Origin of the sequence: Rosenbergiella epipactidis (assembly GCF_018494055.1) — a bacterium.
Classification (GTDB): Bacteria; Pseudomonadota; Gammaproteobacteria; order Enterobacterales; family Enterobacteriaceae; genus Rosenbergiella; species Rosenbergiella epipactidis.
Genome location: NZ_JABBFQ010000007.1, coordinates 123,345 through 141,757, shown reverse-complemented (window position 1 = coordinate 141,757; position 18,413 = coordinate 123,345). Strand labels below are relative to the sequence as shown.

Sequence of the window (18,413 nt, the reverse complement as noted above, 5' to 3'; positions counted from 1 at the left end):
CACTCGTTTTTTCTTCAGGTTGAGCGTGATGTCAACTGACTCTTAAACAAAAACTAATTTTACCAAGAATATCCTCGGCTTGCGCCCCGTTTATGTAGTAGGGTAAAAGTTATAGCCTTTGCTATACTTAACTGCATGATTTTATTGATTTTTTATTTTATGCTTTGCGTGATAGACTCCTCTGCATGACGACTTCCCGAACAGGGAATATCACTGTTACTTTGTATAGCTACTCAGATTATTATGAACATACTGACTACACTTATTCTTGCTTTAGGCATGTCGATGGATGCTTTTGCCGCAGCCTTAGGTAAGGGCGCTGTACTCAAACAGGTCACCCTTAAAGAAGCCTTACGCACAGGACTGATTTTCGGGGTGATTGAAACATTGACTCCCTTGTTGGGGTGGGCCCTCGGTATAGCAGCCAGTAAATATGTGATGGCTTGGGACCACTGGATCGCCTTTGTATTACTTACGGTTCTCGGCGGTCGTATGGTTATTGGTGGATTACGACATCGTAATGATGAGGAGGTCACTCCCCCTGAGCGCCATGGATTTATGGTATTGGCCTTAACGGCGGTGGCGACAAGCTTAGATGCACTCGCTGTCGGTGTTGGGCTAGCGTTTCTGCAGGTCAATATTGTACTGACCGCACTGACCATTGGCATTAGCACCACCATTATGGCGACCACCGGTATGCTCATCGGACGATTTATCGGTCCAGTTTTAGGAAAATGGGCGGAAATTTTAGGGGGTATCGTGCTGATAGGTATTGGTACATCGATTCTGATTGAACACCTCGGCTTACTAAACTAACGCTTATTACGGCTGACACTTGAGGAAAACGGTATGAAAATGATCACTCCACTGCTTACGGGCGCGATGATGCTTTCGTCGTTACCCGCATTCGCCGCAGATACCCTGCCGAAAATTGAAGCTGTGCAGGGGAAAATCGTTCGGTTAGCCGTCGAGAGTAACCCCACCACCGGTTATCAGTGGATGATTAGTAAATTGCCCCAAGCCTTAATTTTTGTCTCAAGTGATTATCAACAAAATAAAGATTGCCCTAAAGGTGCGGTAGGCTGCTCAGGTAAACAAACCTTCACTTTCCTTGCTCAGCAAGCAGGGACGGTTCACTTACAGCTGATCTACGGTCGCGCTTTCGATAAAACATCGTGGCAAGAAAAAACGGTACCTGTGGTGATCAAGTAAGTCACTCTGCATGAGGCTGCTTCCCTTACTGGGACAGCCTGATCGTGAATAAAATTATAAGTCTATCTTCTCTTTTCTTCCTGCCACGGATTCCTCCCTCGTACAGACTACGGCCCGAATAATCGTTACTGAAGGCGGCAGTTCCATCGTTTTTACAGTAAACTTATGGGTTCATGCACTGCATAGAGTCGGTATAGTTATGATTTCTGAGCGTTTTGAACGATTGATTGATATTTTTCGCGAGGCGCCGAGCGCCGAGCCACCGAAAGCGATTGGCGCTTTCTATCTTTTTTATTTACGGCAAGTGTGGCCTTGCTTTGCGGGCTTGCTGGTGGTGGGATTTCTTGGTGCGCTCATTGAAGTCGCGCTTTTCAGCTATTTAAGTACCATCATTGACCTCGTAAACCACAGTCGGCCAGCAACAATATTCCATGAGCATTGGCCGATTCTCTTGTGGATGGGGGCAGTCGCATTGGTGATCCGCCCGGTAATGATTTGGTTGCACGATTTACTCATTCACCAAACGATTAACCCGCGAATGACCAGCATGATCCGCTGGCAAAACCATCGGTATGTTTTACGCCAAAGCCTATCCTTCTTCCAAGGCGATTTTGCTGGGCGCATTGCACAACGTATTATGCAAACCGGTAACTCGGTACGAGACTCTGCGGTACAGCTTGTCGATGCGATCTGGCACGTTGTGATCTATGCCGTGACCTCCCTAGTACTTTTTGCCGAAACCGATTGGAAATTGATGATCCCGTTAATTGTGTGGATGGTGATCTACATTGCGGCATTGCGCTACTTCGTCCCACGCGTCAAGCAACGCTCAGTGGTCTCTTCGGAAGCCCGCTCTAAATTAATGGGATTTATTGTTGATGGTTACACCAATATTGCTACCTTAAAGCTGTTTGCGCACAGTGCGCTCGAAGAGCAAAACGCCCGCGAGACCCTGCAAGACCAGACAGAAAAAACGCAGTTAGCCGGTAGAATGATTACGGCAATGGACGTGACGCTTTCAACCATGAATGGCGCATTAATCGTCACCACTACTGGATTAGCATTATGGCTGTGGAGCCAATCGCTGATCTCCGTCGGGGCCATCGCGCTCGCGACTGGGCTGGTTATTCGTCTGGTTAATATGTCTGGATGGATTATGTGGGTCGTTAACGGTATTTTCGATAATATTGGTACCGTCCAAGATGGGATGAAAACCGTCTCTCAACCCCTCAGTGTGCAAGACGCGCCACAGGCCAAACAGCTGACCGTGACACAAGGTGAGATCGTGTTCGACCATGTGCGTTTTGGCTATTCGAGAGAACGGACCATTATTGATGACCTCACATTAACTATCCAACCCGGTGAAAAAATTGGCTTAATCGGCTCCTCCGGGGCGGGTAAGTCGACCTTAGTGAGCCTATTATTGCGGATGTACGATGTCGAGCAAGGCAAAATCAGTATCGATCATCAGGATATTGCACAGGTCACTCAAGATAGCTTACGCAGTCAAATCGGGATGATTACCCAAGATACCTCACTCCTGCATCGCTCTATCAAGGATAACCTGTTATATGGCCGTCCCGATGCGACAGAGGAAGAGCTTGCTACGGCAATTGTTGGTGCACGGGCCGACGAGTTTATTCCTCAACTCTCCGATAATGAAGGGCGCGTCGGGCTTGATGCTCAAGTCGGGGAGCGCGGGGTTAAATTATCCGGTGGTCAGCGCCAACGGATTGCAATTGCCCGTGTGCTATTAAAAAATGCACCCATCTTGATTATGGATGAGGCGACATCAGCCTTGGATTCCGAGGTTGAAGCGGCGATACAAGAGAGCCTAGAGTCGTTAATGAGCGGGAAAACCGTTATCGCTATTGCACATCGTCTCTCGACTATCGCACGTATGGATCGCCTTATTGTGTTACATCAAGGACGAATCGCGGAACAGGGGACTCATCAACAATTATTGGCACACCAAGGTATTTATGCCCGGTTGTGGCAGCGTCAGACCGGCGGATTTGTCGGCGTCGATGAGTGATTGGTGAAGATTTGTGGGTCAGTTTGCCTGCACGGTTTGCTATACTGGCCCACACGTCTTTTTCTTGCTCGGATTATTATGGAACGTTTTGTAGAAAATTTAATGTATGCCACCCGCTGGATTTTAGCGCCTGTCTATTTCGGCCTATCAATTGGGCTACTGGCGTTAACGGTGAAATTTTTCCAAGAAGTCATTCACGTTCTTCCTGAGCTATTTACGGTAAGTGAAAATGACCTCATCCTATTACTGCTATCGCTGATTGATATGTCGCTGGTGGGCGGACTACTGATTATGGTGATGCTGTCTGGGTATGAGAACTTTATCTCCCGTCTTGATATCGATGAAAGCAAAGAAAAGTTGAGTTGGTTAGGCAAAATGGATGCCGGGTCGCTGAAAAATAAGGTCGCAGCGTCAATTGTTGCCATCTCGTCAATTCATCTCCTGCGTGTATTTATGGAAGTGCGCACCATCGATAACACCAAAATCCTTTGGTATGTCGTGCTACACGTTACCTTTGTTTTCTCTGCATTTGTGATGGGCTATTTGGATAAACTTTCCCGTCATGACAAATCAGCACACTAATCATTAACGCCTAGGCCTTGGGGCAGTTTATACTCTCGTCCCAAGGCTTGATAAAATAGACAGCGCTCATGTTCCTGACACCCGTAAAATATCGACTTGCAGCAGTACTTGCCGTACTGTCGATTTTACTGCTGTTTATTGCGCCGTTAATCTCGCAGTCACTGTATCTCGCCCACGCTTCGCGCTCCTCCCAGACTGAACAACGTTGTAATGACGAGACGATGGGCAGTGGGGAGATGTCTGACGCGATGATGTCACACAGTATGTCGGCTGAAAAAAGTGACCATGCCGCACTTCCCGCATCGGGGATGGTCTGTGGCTACTGTGAGTTACTGGTTCACTTCCCCTTTTTCGCGTGGATTGCTGCGGCGATCCTTTGGCTTCTGAGCGCTTTATCGTTAACGCCTCCATCGATACCTTATCGCACCATTATCTTAACCCCTTGCTATCCGCCTCAACTTTCGAGGGGACCTCCGCGGGCCTGAAGTGAATCAATAGTGCACTGAATACAGTGCGTTGACTTTCTTTTTGACCCGCGAGATCGCTATGACTCAGTCTGTAAAAGCGACGTCGAACAGCAACCATGCTTTTATGCTATTGCTACGTCGTTTACATTTCTATATTGGCCTATTTATCGGGCCGTTTATTTTCACCGCATCCCTAACAGGAATGCTCTATGCCATCACTCCTAGTGTGGAGAGTGGGCTATATGCCTCGACGCTTAAGGTGGTTCCGCATGGCACGGCTCAGCCCCTTGCCGCGCAAGTCGCCGCCGCGAAGCGTGCGATTCATCAACCTGCCACGCTTGCCGCGGTGCGTCCTGCGCCGAGCGCGACGGATACCACTCGTGTTCAATTCTCCCAGGCGGGACTCGGCCCTTCGGAGACGCGGGCACTCTTTATTGATCCTTATCGTCTTACGGTAACAGGTGATTACACCGTCTATGGCACATCAGGAATATTGCCGTTTAGAACCACACTGGATCATCTCCATCAAAGCCTGCTATTAGGGAATGTGGGACGCGCTTACAGTGAACTTGCCGCGTCGTGGATGTGGATCGCTGCACTGGGCGGAATCATTCTTTGGATAGGTGCTGCTCGAGCTGCTACACAACGTCCCCGTAAGACGAGTTTTAGTAAGCGTTGGCACCGTCGGTTGGGTAGTGTATTACTGTTAGGGATGGTGTTTCTGTCCGCGACGGGAATTACCTGGTCACAGTGGGCGGGCGACAACGTTAATCAACTGCGACATGCCTTTGGATGGTTGACCCCGCAAGTGACCGCAGTTATCGGGGGCGTCACCGAGCCCGCCCCGAAAAATGCGCATGCAGAGCATCAGGCCATGGACATGGGCAGTATGCCCGGTATGGATATGAGCCAACCCTCGCCAACCCCTACACCGACTTATAATGTGGCGGATAACGACTGGGATCGCGCACTGTCCGAGGCACGACAAAATGGAATACATGCCGCGAAAATTGAAATCCGTCCCCCTAAGGATAGCCACCATACTTGGACCGTCACTGAAATTGACCATCGTTGGCCGGTGCAGGTCGATGCTGTCGCCTTGGACCCTAAAACTCTCGCTGTTATTGATCACGTCGAGTTTCGTGACTATCCCCTTCTGGCAAAATTAACCCGCTGGGGAGTTGATGCACATATGGGACTCCTTTTTGGCTGGGTAAATCAGTTAATACTTGCCCTGTTCGCACTGGGGCTCTGCGCGCTAATTATCATGGGGTATCGTCAGTGGTGGCGACGTCGGCCTCAACCGGCCAATCACTCACCCGCACAGACCTTAAGTGAGGCGTGGCGAAATTGTCCGATTGTCACGCGCAGTCTAGTGCTCGTCTTTGCTGCGCTGATAAGTTATGCCTTACCTGTGCTTGGAGTGAGTCTTGTACTCTTTATTTTAATTGATATCTATCGCTGGAAGAGGGCGTTAACCATGCAACATACATCGATAAGCGAGTCATCCCAGACAACAGCAGCACAGCATCAACAGCGGAAGAAGAAGCGTAACTTTATCCGTGGCGTTGTCGTTATTTGGTTAATCACCTGTACAGTGATGAGTCGGGCTATTATCGGCGGTGTGATCGATGAGTACCACCTTCCCTTTGCCGAATGGTCTGGTGGTATGTATGCCATGCAAGGGATGATGATCATCATTTATACCAGCGTCTTCACCGGTCTAATGTCGATCCCGCTCTGGTATTTCTTCCTCGGTGAAAGTGATCCCCAAGGCCAATAGTAGACGTAGACGCTGAGCAAGGATGCTCGGCGTAACCCGCATAAAAAAACCACCCGAAGGTGGTTTTTTTCGTTTAAGTGACTTAACGCATGGTCACAAATTCTTCCGCAGAAGTCGGGTGAATCGCTACCGTATTATCGAAGTCACGCTTGGTTGCGCCCATCTTTAATGCCACGGCGAAGCCCTGTAGCATCTCATCCATGCCGTAGCCAATCCCATGGATACCGACGATTTTTTCTTCTTTACCGACACAGACTAACTTCATCCGGCAAGGTTGGCGGTATTGCGTGACGGCCGTATACATCGCGGTAAATGAAGAGGTATAAACCTTCACTTGCTCATCGCCGAATTGTTTACGCGCATCAGGCTCGCTAAGACCAACAGTACCAATCGGTGGATGGCTAAACACGACGGTGGCGATATTAGAGTAGTCTAAATGCTCGTCGGGTTTATTATTGAATAAACGCTCAGACAGACGACGTCCCGCAGCGACCGCGACAGGGGTCAATTCCACCGCACCAGTATTATCGCCTACCGCATAAATCCCTGAGACAGAGGTGTTTTGGAACTTATCGACAGTAATGTAGCCTTTATCGTTCAGTTCAACACCCGTGACCGAAAGATTGATGCTATCGGTTGATGGCGCACGGCCAATTGCCCAGATCAGGCAATCGGTATTATGTTCTTTACCGTTGGTGAAATGAATGGTTAAGCTGCCATCGCTGTTCTTCTCAATACGTTCTGCTTCACACTCTTTATGCAGGTGAGGCCCCTCTTTTTCCATCACCTCAACAAGGGTGTCGGAAAGCAGTGGGTCAAAGCCCCGTAACGGCTTATCTTTACGTAGGAAAAGGTCGGTTTCTGCGCCCAACGAATTTAATACGCCCGCCACTTCCACGGCAATATAGCCCGCACCAATCACCGCAACGCGTGCAGGAAGTTCATCCAATTCGAAGAAACCATCGGAATCAATCCCGTATTCTGCCCCTGGGATGCTAGGCAGGACAGGATGACCGCCTGTGGCAATCAAAATATGGTCGGCTGTATAGGTTTCACCATTCACTTCGACAGTATGGGCGTCGACAAAGGTCGCAAAACCGCGGATGACGTCGACATTATTTTTTCCCAACACGTTATCGTAGGAGTGATGAATACGGTCGATGTACGCAGAGCGATTTTTGATCAGCGTTTTCCAATCAAACTTATTCACTGTGGTATCGAAGCCATAATCTGGGCCATACATATGAATCGCTTCTGCGATTTGCGCGGCGTGCCACATGACTTTTTTGGGGACACAGCCTACGTTAACACAGGTGCCGCCTAGCGCTTTAGCTTCGACTAAGGCACATTTTTTACCGTGCATGGCTGCGCGATTGATCGAGGCGATACCGCCACTCCCGCCACCAATAGCGAGATAGTCATAATGTTTCGTCATCGTTCCTTCCATCTTAGTTGAGGTCGATAAATGAATAAATTTCTCAGTACAGTGTAACCTGCGGCAGAAAAACTATGCAAAGTTTGCTTCTATAGCTGTGATAGGCTTAGATCATGAAATAAAACCTAATGGGATGCAGCGATGTATTTAACTTTTCTTGGTACCTGTGCGGGCGCACCCAGTATACAACGTAATGTCACCAGTATAGCACTCAGCTTCTCTCCTAAGGGCGAGACATGGTTATTTGATTGCGGTGAAGCGACACAGCACCAGTTTATGCGAACGGACTTGAAGCCGGGGCGTTTAGAAAAAATTTTTATCACTCACCTTCATGGGGATCATATTTTTGGTCTTCCCGGCATCTTGACCAGTCGCTCGATGAGCAGCATCGCAACACCTCTGACTATTTATGGCCCGAAAGGCTTGAAAACCTTTATCGATACGGCGCTGACGGTGAGTGGATCATGGGTAGATTTTCCGCTTGAGATTGTTGAAGTCGAGCAGGGTATTGTTGTAGAGAACGACGAGTATCGGGTTATCGCCCAGCCGTTGAACCACGTTATCCCGTGTTTTGGCTACCGCATCGAGCAGCGAGATCGTCCCGGAAGATTGGACCCACAGCGATTAAAGGACGATGATATTCCTGCGGGGGCTTGGCTACAGCAGCTTAAAAAAGGAAAAAATGTTTGCTTACCCGATGGGCGTGAAATCATCGCAGAACGTTATCTTGGACCGAGCAAAAAAGGAAAGGTTATCACTATACTCGGCGATACCGCCCCTTGTGATAACGCGGTCGTTTTGGCAAAACAGGCAGATATTTTAGTGCACGAGGCCACCCTCGAAGCGGCGATGGCAGAGAAAGCGAATGGCAGGGGGCACTCGACGACAGCGCAAGCGGCTTCGATTGCGCAGCAGGCAGAGGTGGGTAAATTGATCGCGACACATTTTAGTTCACGTTACCGTCAACAAGATATGCCGCGACTGCTGGCAGAATGCCGAGCAGAATTTGCGAATACCGATTTAGCTTACGACTTTATGGTGGTGAATCTTTAATCGGTGGAAGGCTTGTGCCTAACCATTCTCAGAGCGCTACACAAGATAGCGCTCGCGAGTCATTATTCTGGAACAATCCACTCCACTAACGTATGCCCGATACCTTGTGGGACTAACTGCTCATGCAACCATGGCAGTACTGAACGCATCTGTTGTTCCAACTTCCATGGTGGATTAATCACAATCATACCGGACGCGGTCATGCCCCGTTGGTCGCTATCTGGCTTAACGGCAAGCTCGATCTGTAGGATCCGACGAATACCGGTATCTTTCAGATCGGCAATCATCCGTTTGATCTGTTGGCGTAATACGACGGGATACCATAAGGCATAGACGCCAGTGGAAAAGCGTTTATAGCCTTCAGCGATCCCTTGTACTACCGCTTGATAGTCCGTTTTGATCTCGTAAGGGGGATCGATAAGGATCAGACCACGACGAGAAGGTGGCGGCAGCTTGGCTTTCAGTTGCTGATATCCATCTCCCCGAGCGACAACTGCACGCAGATCTTTTTGGAACTCCCCGCGTAGCAACGGATAGTCACTAGGATGTAACTCTGTCAGTTGTAACTGATCTTGCTCGCGCAGTAAGTGGCGAGCGATCAATGGTGAGCCAGGGTAGTATTTGAGTTGTCCTGAAGGGTTTAAATCGCGTACTGCTTGAAGATAGGGCGCGAGTTCAGCTGGCGTGCCATTTTGCTGCCAGATACGTGCGATACCTTCCATATATTCGCCAGTCCGCTCAGCTTGTTCGCTGTTAAGAAGATAACGGCCAGCCCCTGCATGAGTATCCAAATAGAGAAAAGGTTTATCCTTCTCTTTTAATGCCGAAATAATAAGGCTTTGCACGGTGTGCTTTAAAACGTCGGCATGGTTACCCGCGTGGAAGCTGTGGCGATAGCTCAGCATGTGATTTCCTTTATAACAGAACACGACAAAAACGAGACAGGCACAGCTGTCTATGAGGGATAAGTATAACAAATTGCGCTCTACGGCAGTAGCATTACGCAAGATCAGTGGGGGGGATGATTGATATTTTTCTAATCGTCCCCATATCGTATTAATACGATCAGCGTTCAATTCAAATTTTATAGGATGGTGCTATGACAAATCCACTACTCACGCCTTTCAGCTTGCCACCTTTCTCAGCAATAAAGCCCGAGCATGTTGTGCCAGCGGTCACGGCGGCGCTAGACGAGTGCCGTGCAACGGTTGAACGCGTGGTCGCCCAGCCAGGCCCCTTCACGTGGCAGAATCTTTGCCAGCCTTTGGCAGAAGCGGATGACCATTTGGGACGTATTTTTTCACCCGTCAGTCACCTTAATTCGGTCAAAAACAGCCCCGAGCTACGTGAAGCCTATGAAGGGGTATTACCCCTCTTGTCAGAGTATGGAACATGGGTCGGACAACATGCTGGGCTTTACCAAGCCTACCGCAGCTTAAAGGAGAGTCCTGAGTTTGCCGCATTATCCTTAGCAGAGCAGAAAGCGGTGGATAACGCATTACGTGACTTTGAACTCTCAGGAATTGGCTTACCGAGTGATAAACAAAAACGCTACGGTGAAATCTCTGCGCGCCTGTCAGAGATTGGCGCGGCTTACAGCAATAACGTATTAGACGCGACCATGGGCTGGAGCAAGCTGATCACAGACGAAAGCGAACTGGCGGGTATGCCAGAAAGCGCTCTTGCTGCCGCGCAGGCACAAGCCGAAGCGAAGCAGCAGCAAGGATGGTTATTAACCCTCGATATTCCCAGCTACCTGCCGGTCATGACCTACTGTGACAACCAAGCACTACGCGAAGAAATGTATCGTGCTTACAGCACTCGCGCCTCAGACCAGGGGCCGAATGCTGGAAAATGGGATAATGGCCCGCTGATTGAAGAAGAACTGGCATTACGTCATGAAATTGCGCAGTTACTCGGTTTCGGTTCTTTCGCAGAAAAGTCGTTAGCCACCAAAATGGCAGAATCATCGGATCAAGTTATCGGCTTCCTTAACGACCTTGCCGATCGCGCTCAACCGCAAGGCCAGCGTGAACTTGCCCAGCTGCGCGAGTTTGCTCAGCAGCACTATGGGGTGAGTGATTTACAGCCTTGGGATATCACATGGTATGCCGAAAAGCAGAAACAGCATCTCTATACCATCAGCGACGAGCAATTACGTCCTTACTTCCCTGAGCAACGCGCATTAAGCGGCCTGTTCGAGGTGATTCGTCGAGTCTATGGACTGCGTGCAGCAGAACGTCACGATGTCGATGTATGGCATCCAGAAGTACGCTTCTTTGACCTGTTTGATGGTGATGATCAGCTGGTGGGGAGCTTCTATCTCGACCTCTATGCGCGCGAACATAAGCGTGGTGGGGCTTGGATGGACGACTGTGTCGGGCGGATGAAAAAAGCCGATGGCTCATTACAAAAACCGGTGGCTTACCTCACCTGTAACTTCAACCGTCCTGTCGGCGATAAGCCAGCACTCTTTACCCACGATGAAGTGGTAACGCTGTTCCATGAGTTCGGTCACGGCCTGCACCATATGTTGACGCAAATCGATACGGCAGGTGTTTCCGGTATCAATGGCGTACCATGGGATGCTGTCGAGCTTCCTAGCCAATTTATGGAAAACTGGTGCTGGGAGCCAGAGGCGCTTGCCTTTATCTCCGGTCACTACGAGACCGGCGAGCCACTACCTCAGGCCTTACTGGAAAAAATGTTGGCAGCGAAAAATTACAATGCCGCCATGTTTATTCTCCGTCAGCTTGAGTTCGGACTCTTCGACTTCCGTCTGCATGCCGAATATCAACCGGAAAAAGGGGCACGAGTCCTCGATATCCTGCAAGATGTGAAGAAAAAAGTTGCCGTGATGCCTTCTCCAGCGTGGGGACGTTTCCCACATGCTTTCAGCCACATCTTTGCTGGCGGCTATGCAGCGGGCTACTACAGCTACCTCTGGGCTGACGTATTGGCGGCAGACGCTTGGTCGCGTTTTGAGGAAGAGGGGATCTTTAACCGTGAAACCGGACAATCATTCCTTGATAACGTCTTAAGCCGTGGCGGTTCTGAAGCGCCAATGGCGCTGTTTAAGCGTTTCCGCGGACGTGAGCCGCAAATCGATGCCATGCTTAAGCAATACGGTATCGAAGGCTAGTAAGTGAATATTTACTTACTTGATGAAACAGGCACCCAATCGGGTGCCTTAACTGAGATTGCCGACCGTTGGGGCTTAGCGCACGATGAGAATGCGCCATTGGCTTTAGTGTTAACCGACGAGCAATTAGAACTGCGTAAACGTGATGAGCCTAAACTCGGTGGCGTTTTTGTCGACTTTGTCTCGGGTGCCATGGCGCACCGCCGTAAATTTGGCGGCGGACGCGGCGAAGCGGTAGCGAAAGCCGTTGGAATTAAAGGCACCTATCTGCCCGATGTTGTCGACGCGACAGCAGGCTTAGGCCGAGATGCCTTCGTATTGGCATCGCTCGGTTGCCGAGTTCGTATGATTGAAAGACACCCTGTGGTGGCGGCACTGCTTGAAAATGGGCTGCAACGCGGATATCGCGACCCCGAGATCGGTGAGTGGCTACAGCAGCGACTGACCCTGATCTATGGTCCGAGCGCACAACAACTCAGTACATTAAGCCCGCGTCCCGATGTCGTCTATCTCGATCCAATGTATCCGCATCGGCAGAAAAGCGCATTGGTCAAAAAAGAGATGAGGATATTTCAATCCTTGGTCGGTGCGGATAACGATGCTGACAGGCTATTGGATCCCGCTAGGGCCTTAGCGAAACGCCGAATTGTGGTGAAGCGTCCAGATTATGCGCCGCCGTTAAATGGTGTAGAGACCAGTTCCGCAGTGGTCACGAAAAGCCATCGCTTCGATATTTACCCTTCGCTTAATCCTGAAACGCCTTAAGGAACGCTCCCGATCACAACGACCGGGAGACCTTCACTGACTACTCTTCGTCACGAAATGGCACAATCAACATATCGACATGAACGTTATTGATCAGTTGTCGCGCTGAGGACATCAATTTGCTCCAGAAGTCTTGATGATGGCCGCAAATCACTAAATCGATCTCGTACTTATTAATCGCGTCGACTAACACTTGCGCTAACTCGCCTGTTCCGCTCAAAATTTCGCTGAAAGGATAGCCCGCTTGGTTCGCTAACGTCGTCAAGGCTTGCGAGGTCTCTTGGGAGATACGTTTTTGCATATCGCCTAAGTTCACATCGATCAGACCGGTGTAGAGATCGGAATAGTTAACATCCACATGAATAATCGAGACTTTGGCATTGTAAGGTTTCGCTAAAGAAACCGCTTTCTGGACTAATTCTTCGCTTTCTGGTGAGAGATCGACGGCCACCAAAACATGATGATATGACATGATAAACTCCTTATTGGCGCAATAGTCACGACACGGCGGTTCGCTCTTATTGATGTTTCTGTGAAGCCCCAATCATAGCGTTAAGCGCAGGGGCTGTCATGATGAAACGATTGAATACACTTAGGAGAAGTATAGCCTGACTTGGCAAGGAGAGCAGTGAATCAGAGGGAAAAGTAAGACACAGATCAATGACCTGTGTCTTAATAGGCTTAAAGCAGTTGTAGCGCTATCCAGTACAGCGCACCCGACAGCAGGATGGAGACCGGAAGGGTCAATACCCAAGCTAACGCGATACTACGAATCGTTTTCGACTGTACACCACCGCCATCAACAATCATGGTACCGGCAACGGAAGACGAGAGGATATGCGTGGTCGACACGGGCATTCCCGTATAACTCGCTAAGCCAATCGACACGGCGGCAGTAATTTGGGCAGACATACCTTGTGCGTAAGTCATGCCATTCTTACCGATTTTTTCGCCGATAGTGGTCGCAACACGACGCCAACCAACCATGGTCCCGAGAGACAGAGCCAGTGCTACCGCTAAAATAATCCAAATCGGTGCATACTCGATTGTATCGTTAAGGTCGCTTTTCAGGTTCCCTAAGAAACGTTTATCGTCAGATGAGGTTTCAGGTAGCTTAGCAATCTTATCGGCGGTATCCGACATGCATAATAACAAGCGACGGACTTGAGAGCGGTTTTCGACGCTCAACTGATCGTAGCTTGACAGGTTATTCAGCAAATCTTGCGCATGGTGAACCGTCACCAAGCCATTCTCACTGCTACAGTGGAAAGGCTCATTAGGGTCAATCGCCGTGCTCTTAATGCCAGGAGGGGCAATCAGCGTTGAAACTTGTGGGTTATGTTGTTGATAGTATTGCTCAAGGTGATTGACCGCATCACGGGTTCGGGTGATGTCATACCCTGAGGCATTCATATTCACCACAAATCCGGCCGGTGCAACACCAATCAGTACTAACATCACTAGCCCGATGCCTTTTTGGCCATCGTTCGCACCATGGGAATAGCTCACGCCAATCGCTGAAACGATTAAGGCAATACGCGTCCAAAAAGGTGGCTTCTTCTTACCATCTTTTTTCTCGCGCTCAGCTGGCGTCATATGATTACGGCGGCGTTTCTTGGTACCACTCCAATACTTACGGAGTAGGAAGATAAGAAAACCGGCAATTACCATCCCGACAATAGGCGATAGAATCAATGAGAGAAAAATATTGATTACTTTCGGTAGGTTAAGCGCTTCGACTAGCGAGCCACCCGTCACCAAGGCGTTCGTTACCGCAATACCAATAATGGCACCGATTAACGTATGCGAGCTTGATGCAGGCAAACCAAAATACCAAGTCCCTAAATTCCAAATAATTGCTGCAAGCAATATCGAGAATATCATTGCCAGCCCATGGGAGGAGCCAACATTCAGCAGCAGATCAGTAGGCAGTATGTGCACTATTGCATAGGCAACACTTAGCCCGCCGAGTAAGACGCCGAGGAAATTGAATAAACCAGCCATCATTACAGCTAGTTGCGCACGCATGGCACGGGTATAGATAACGGTAGCAACCGCATTCGCCGTGTCATGGAAGCCATTGATTGCTTCGTAAAACAGAACAAACAGAAGTGCCAGAACTAAGAATAGACTGGTACTTAAATCAAGACCGGTAAACAGATGGAACATAATGTTACGCCATTTTAAGGGACATACCCGAGGCATTATCGGCGAGTTAGGTCCTCGCAGGAAAGCAAAATATCACACTTTTTTACCTTAACCTGCCATTTTTACGTAACGGTTAATCAATTTTCTTATAAAAAAGAGTAGGTTATTTAATAATTGTTTAAGTTTTTTTTTTCTGACTAGCCACCAGCCTATCAGGTCACTACAATCTGGCCTTTTAGAGGGGGGTAGCGTGGAAAAATTTGATGTAGTAGTGATTGGTGCAGGGGCTGCCGGGTTATTCTGTGCCGGGCAAGCGGGCCAGCAAGGACTGAATGTCCTGGTGGTGGATAACGGTAAAAAAGTCGGCCGCAAGATATTGATGTCTGGTGGTGGGCGCTGCAACTTTACTAACTTATACATTGAGCCCTCAGCCTATCTCTCTGCTAACCCTCATTTTTGTAAGTCAGCACTTGCTCGCTATACACAGTGGGATTTCATTGACTTGGTTGGGAAATACAATATTAATTGGCATGAAAAAACCTTAGGCCAATTATTTTGCGATGACTCAGCTCAGCAGATTGTTGAGTTATTGCTGGCGGAATGCGAGTTAGGCAAGGTTACGATACGTCTACGCAGCGAAATCCTTGACCTGCAGAGAGATGATTCAGGTGAGTACCTATTAAAGCTGAATGGAACTAATGTAAGTACTCGCAAACTTGTCGTCGCTTCAGGCGGACTGTCGATGCCGGGCTTAGGGGCAACGCCCTTTGGCTACAAAGTCGCGGAGCAGTTTGGCTTATCGGTTCGTCCCGTCAGTGCTGCATTAGTGCCTTTTACCTTGCACAAGCCAATACTGGATACCCTGCAACAGATTTCGGGCGTCGCGGTACCCATTACCATCGATGCGACAGATGGCACCCGTTTTAAAGAGTCGATGCTCTTTACCCATCGTGGGCTATCGGGGCCGGCAGTGCTGCAAATTTCCAGTTACTGGCGTCCGGGGCAAGCGGTGACGATCAACCTTGTTCCTGATACTGATGTGAATCATTTTATTGAGGCTCAGCGCAGAGAACATCCTAACCTTTCCCTGAAGAACAGTTTAGCCCGTTTGTTACCAAAGCGATTAGTGGACAGTTTAGTCGAGCTTTCTCTGTTACCTGAAGTCACGCTCAAACAGCTGAATTCCCGTCAACAACAGCAACTCGTCGAACAACTCACGGCGTGGGCGGTTTATCCGAATGGTACCGAAGGCTACCGTACCGCCGAGGTGACTTTAGGCGGCGTCGACACCCAGCATTTATCCTCGCAAACTTTCGAGGCGCGCGACGTGCCCGGCCTTTACTTTATTGGTGAAGTGGTAGACGTCACGGGCTGGCTGGGCGGGTATAACTTCCAATGGGCGTGGAGTTCAGCTTGGGCTTGCGCGCAGGCGTTAGCAAATAATTCAGGTCGATAACAGCAGTCCAACGCTTACGTGGAGCTGTCTATTCCCCTGACCCAGAAACCGAAGTTGTCATGGTACAGACGATAATCAGGCCGCAGCCGCGGGGTCGCAATGCATTATTTTCACTGTACCATGATAGGCATCACTTACTCCGGTAGCACTAAGGCGCTGCGATCAATCTGATTGACCGACGTCACACCCGTAAGGGTCATCGCAACGCGCATCTCCTGAGAGAATATCTCCAATAAATTTTCAACACCGCGTTGGCCATCTGCCGCGAGGGCATAGGCCATTGGGCGTCCTATTAGGCAGGCCTTGGCCCCTAATGCCAGCATACGCACAACATCCAGTCCGGAACGAATGCCTGAATCGACTAACACAGTGAGGTCATCACCGATTTTATCGGCAATGGTCGGTAATGCTTTTGCCGTCGATAAAACGCCATCAAGTTGCCGACCACCATGGTTCGATACCACGATGCCATCCGCCCCAAAGTTAACGGCATCTTGAGCATCTTGCGGGTCCAGTATGCCTTTTATAATCATCGGCCCTTTCCAAAACTCCCGAATCCATTCGAGATCTTTCCAACTGATTGAGGGATCGAAATTATTCCCTAGCCAGCCAACGTAATCTTCCAACGTCGTGGCTTTACCTAAGTATTTTGAGATATTGCCCAAATCGTGAGGGCGGCCCCGCAGACCCACGTTCAATGCCCACTCCGGCCGCGTACAGGCTTGTAAGATCCGACGAGAGGCTGCAAAGGGGCCCGACATACCGGAATGTGCATCTCGATAGCGAGCGCCTGGTGTTGGCATATCCACGGTGAAAACAAGTGTGGTAATCCCCGCAGCCTGTGCTCGCTCTAGCGCGTTACGCATAAATCCACGATCTTTGAGTACGTAGAGTTGAAACCAGAGCGGTTGTGCACTTTGGGCGGCGACCTCTTCAATTGAACACACTGAGACGGTTGATAAACAGAAAGGGATCCCTTTGGCTGCCGCGGCGTTTGCTGCTTGTACCTCACCTCGTCGCGCATACATTCCCGTTAATCCGACAGGGCTAAGAATGACGGGAAGGTCGTGCTGCTGGCCGAAGAGTGTTGTTTTAAGGCTAAGATTTTCAACATTTCGTAAAATACGTTGGCGTAAACTAATCGTCGCTAAATCGGCACTATTAGCTCGTAAAGTATGCTCGGTATAGGCGCCGCCATCGATGTAATCAAATAAGAATCTGGGTAACTTGCGTCGCGCGGCTTCTCGGTAATCTGATGCGGATGAGATAATCATAGTCATCGTTCCTGTATTGGCTCTATTCGCCCCTAAAAGGGCGGCTTGAATAGAAGCTAAAATAAGGTATTTTTAATTATGATAAAAACAACTTTTTCAACTGAAAATAAGTCAAAAAAAGAATAGTTATGAACCTTAGAACGTTACGCGTTTTTGTCGAAGTTGTCCGTCAAGGAGGCTTTACCCAAGCCGCAGATGTCGTGTCGTTGACCCAATCGTCGGTCAGCAAAGCGGTGAAAGCGCTAGAAGTTGAACTGGGTGTTCCTTTGCTGAACCGTATTGGCCATAAAACGGAATTAACGGCTGCAGGAGAAATCGTTTATCGACGCGCGCTCGTCCTCCTTACCGAGAAAAATCACCTCCTCGCAGAGATCGATGCGTTACAGGAACTTAAGGGGGGCACGCTTCGCATAGGCTTGCCGCCGGTGGGCTGTGGGGTGTTATTTGCTAAGATGTTTACAGAGTATCGACGTCGTTACCCGCAAGTGGATATTGAATTAATTGAACATGGCGGTAATAGATTACGTGAGTTTTTAGAGGCCGGAGCGATAGATATCGCCGCATTGCTGGTATCGAAAGACGATGCCATTGCCTATCAAGATGTGCGGAATGAGCCACTCGTTGTGGTCTTACAGGCAGATCACCCCTTAGCAGGCTATCGTCAACTCAATTTTAAGGATTTACATGCTGAGCCCTTTATTCTGTTTGAAGAAGGTTTCACTCTGAACCAATTAATATTGGCCGCTTGTGAACGGCGAAAGGTGAGTCCTCGGATAACGGCTCGAAGTGGGCAAATCGATTTTATCGTCGATCTGGTGACAGCGGGATTGGGGGTTGCATTTTTACCGAGGATGCTGGCTACTAAGCACCGTCATCCCGGTATCTCATTAGTACCCCTCAATGAACCGTATACTGACTGGCGTATAGCCCTAGCTTGGCGTACGGGAACGCAACTCCCTCCCGCGGCGATGGCTTGGTTGGAACTGGCAAAAACCTTGGCCCCGCTCAAGGAGTAAGCTTTCTTCAACCCCTCGAATAATGTTGGCGCTCACTCCTCTTAC

16 protein-coding genes are annotated in these 18,413 nt (G+C 49.3%); 11 read left to right on the top strand and 5 right to left on the bottom strand.

Features of this window, described 5'->3' with window-relative positions; all coding sequences use genetic code 11:
• Positions 1-243: 243 nt before the first annotated feature.
• From mntP to HGT71_RS11895, 6 genes are all read left to right on the top strand, one after another.
• On the top strand, positions 244-816 hold the full coding sequence (mntP, locus tag HGT71_RS11920) for a manganese efflux pump MntP (RefSeq protein WP_048912936.1): 573 nt from the start codon (positions 244-246) through the stop codon (positions 814-816).
• Between the two features lie 33 nt (positions 817-849).
• Positions 850-1,212 (top strand): protease inhibitor I42 family protein, encoded by a 363-nt coding sequence (locus HGT71_RS11915; RefSeq protein ID WP_048912935.1) that lies wholly within the window; start codon positions 850-852, stop codon positions 1,210-1,212.
• A 199-nt stretch (positions 1,213-1,411) separates the two neighbouring features.
• Positions 1,412-3,247 (top strand): ABC transporter ATP-binding protein, encoded by a 1,836-nt coding sequence (locus tag HGT71_RS11910; protein ID WP_214218004.1) that lies wholly within the window; start codon positions 1,412-1,414, stop codon positions 3,245-3,247.
• Between the two features lie 78 nt (positions 3,248-3,325).
• Positions 3,326-3,829 (top strand): TIGR00645 family protein, encoded by a 504-nt coding sequence (locus tag HGT71_RS11905; protein ID WP_048912933.1) that lies wholly within the window; start codon positions 3,326-3,328, stop codon positions 3,827-3,829.
• A 68-nt stretch (positions 3,830-3,897) separates the two neighbouring features.
• Positions 3,898-4,314 carry a DUF2946 domain-containing protein gene (locus HGT71_RS11900; RefSeq protein WP_214218003.1) on the top strand — a complete coding sequence of 139 codons (417 nt, stop codon included), beginning with the start codon at positions 3,898-3,900 and terminating at the stop codon, positions 4,312-4,314.
• A 61-nt stretch (positions 4,315-4,375) separates the two neighbouring features.
• Positions 4,376-6,079, top strand: a complete 1,704-nt coding sequence (locus HGT71_RS11895; protein WP_214218002.1) for a DUF2534 family protein — start codon at positions 4,376-4,378, stop codon at positions 6,077-6,079.
• Between the two features lie 82 nt (positions 6,080-6,161).
• Here HGT71_RS11895 and gorA read toward each other — a convergent pair whose 3' ends face one another.
• On the bottom strand, positions 6,162-7,514 hold the full coding sequence (gene gorA, locus HGT71_RS11890; RefSeq protein WP_214218001.1) for a glutathione-disulfide reductase: 1,353 nt from the start codon (positions 7,512-7,514) through the stop codon (positions 6,162-6,164).
• 141 nt (positions 7,515-7,655) lie between these two features.
• On the opposite strand from gorA, the gene rnz reads away from it, so the two are divergent.
• Positions 7,656-8,567: a ribonuclease Z gene (gene rnz / locus HGT71_RS11885; protein ID WP_214218000.1), complete on the top strand. Its 912-nt coding sequence runs from the start codon at positions 7,656-7,658 to the stop codon at positions 8,565-8,567.
• Positions 8,568-8,629: 62 nt separating this feature from the next.
• Here the strand turns inward: rnz and HGT71_RS11880 are convergent, their stop codons facing one another.
• Positions 8,630-9,472: a 23S rRNA (adenine(2030)-N(6))-methyltransferase RlmJ gene (locus tag HGT71_RS11880; RefSeq protein ID WP_214217999.1), complete on the bottom strand. Its 843-nt coding sequence runs from the start codon at positions 9,470-9,472 to the stop codon at positions 8,630-8,632.
• A 194-nt stretch (positions 9,473-9,666) separates the two neighbouring features.
• On the opposite strand from HGT71_RS11880, the gene prlC reads away from it, so the two are divergent.
• A complete protein-coding gene (prlC, locus tag HGT71_RS11875; protein ID WP_214217998.1) occupies positions 9,667-11,709 on the top strand; it encodes an oligopeptidase A in 2,043 nt (680 codons plus the stop codon).
• A gap of 3 nt (positions 11,710-11,712) precedes the next feature.
• Positions 11,713-12,474, top strand: coding sequence for a 16S rRNA (guanine(1516)-N(2))-methyltransferase RsmJ (gene rsmJ / locus HGT71_RS11870; RefSeq protein ID WP_214217997.1), 762 nt, complete (start codon positions 11,713-11,715; stop codon positions 12,472-12,474).
• A 40-nt stretch (positions 12,475-12,514) separates the two neighbouring features.
• On the opposite strand, the gene uspA is transcribed toward rsmJ, so the two are convergent.
• Positions 12,515-12,946, bottom strand: a complete 432-nt coding sequence (uspA, locus tag HGT71_RS11865; RefSeq protein WP_099823016.1) for a universal stress protein UspA — start codon at positions 12,944-12,946, stop codon at positions 12,515-12,517.
• A 209-nt stretch (positions 12,947-13,155) separates the two neighbouring features.
• Entirely contained in the window at positions 13,156-14,643 is a 1,488-nt protein-coding gene (gene pitA / locus HGT71_RS11860) for an inorganic phosphate transporter PitA (protein WP_214217996.1), read from the bottom strand.
• Between the two features lie 229 nt (positions 14,644-14,872).
• On the opposite strand from pitA, the gene HGT71_RS11855 reads away from it, so the two are divergent.
• The gene (locus HGT71_RS11855) at positions 14,873-16,078 is read left to right on the top strand and encodes a BaiN/RdsA family NAD(P)/FAD-dependent oxidoreductase (RefSeq protein WP_214217995.1); all 1,206 of its coding nucleotides are present in this window, start codon (positions 14,873-14,875) and stop codon (positions 16,076-16,078) included.
• Positions 16,079-16,212: 134 nt separating this feature from the next.
• Here the strand turns inward: HGT71_RS11855 and lldD are convergent, their stop codons facing one another.
• Positions 16,213-17,352 (bottom strand): FMN-dependent L-lactate dehydrogenase LldD, encoded by a 1,140-nt coding sequence (gene lldD / locus HGT71_RS11850; RefSeq protein ID WP_214217994.1) that lies wholly within the window; start codon positions 17,350-17,352, stop codon positions 16,213-16,215.
• A 128-nt stretch (positions 17,353-17,480) separates the two neighbouring features.
• On the opposite strand from lldD, the gene HGT71_RS11845 reads away from it, so the two are divergent.
• Positions 17,481-18,368: a LysR family transcriptional regulator gene (locus HGT71_RS11845; RefSeq protein ID WP_214217993.1), complete on the top strand. Its 888-nt coding sequence runs from the start codon at positions 17,481-17,483 to the stop codon at positions 18,366-18,368.
• Positions 18,369-18,413: the final 45 nt, after the last annotated feature.

Excerpts from the sequence above, each read along its gene's own strand:
- prlC (WP_214217998.1), top strand. The coding sequence starts at position 9,667 with ATGACAAATCCACTACTCACGCCTTTCAGCTTGCCACCTTTCTCAGCA.
- HGT71_RS11900 (WP_214218003.1), top strand. The coding sequence starts at position 3,898 with ATGTTCCTGACACCCGTAAAATATCGACTTGCAGCAGTACTTGCCGTA.
- lldD (WP_214217994.1), bottom strand. The coding sequence starts at position 17,352 with ATGATTATCTCATCCGCATCAGATTACCGAGAAGCCGCGCGACGCAAG.
- HGT71_RS11905 (WP_048912933.1), top strand. The coding sequence starts at position 3,326 with ATGGAACGTTTTGTAGAAAATTTAATGTATGCCACCCGCTGGATTTTA.
- HGT71_RS11845 (WP_214217993.1), top strand. The coding sequence starts at position 17,481 with ATGAACCTTAGAACGTTACGCGTTTTTGTCGAAGTTGTCCGTCAAGGA.
- HGT71_RS11910 (WP_214218004.1), top strand. The coding sequence starts at position 1,412 with ATGATTTCTGAGCGTTTTGAACGATTGATTGATATTTTTCGCGAGGCG.
- gorA (WP_214218001.1), bottom strand. The coding sequence starts at position 7,514 with ATGACGAAACATTATGACTATCTCGCTATTGGTGGCGGGAGTGGCGGT.
- pitA (WP_214217996.1), bottom strand. The coding sequence starts at position 14,643 with ATGTTCCATCTGTTTACCGGTCTTGATTTAAGTACCAGTCTATTCTTA.
- HGT71_RS11880 (WP_214217999.1), bottom strand. The coding sequence starts at position 9,472 with ATGCTGAGCTATCGCCACAGCTTCCACGCGGGTAACCATGCCGACGTT.
- rnz (WP_214218000.1), top strand. The coding sequence starts at position 7,656 with ATGTATTTAACTTTTCTTGGTACCTGTGCGGGCGCACCCAGTATACAA.
- uspA (WP_099823016.1), bottom strand. The coding sequence starts at position 12,946 with ATGTCATATCATCATGTTTTGGTGGCCGTCGATCTCTCACCAGAAAGC.
- mntP (WP_048912936.1), top strand. The coding sequence starts at position 244 with ATGAACATACTGACTACACTTATTCTTGCTTTAGGCATGTCGATGGAT.
- HGT71_RS11895 (WP_214218002.1), top strand. The coding sequence starts at position 4,376 with ATGACTCAGTCTGTAAAAGCGACGTCGAACAGCAACCATGCTTTTATG.
- HGT71_RS11915 (WP_048912935.1), top strand. The coding sequence starts at position 850 with ATGAAAATGATCACTCCACTGCTTACGGGCGCGATGATGCTTTCGTCG.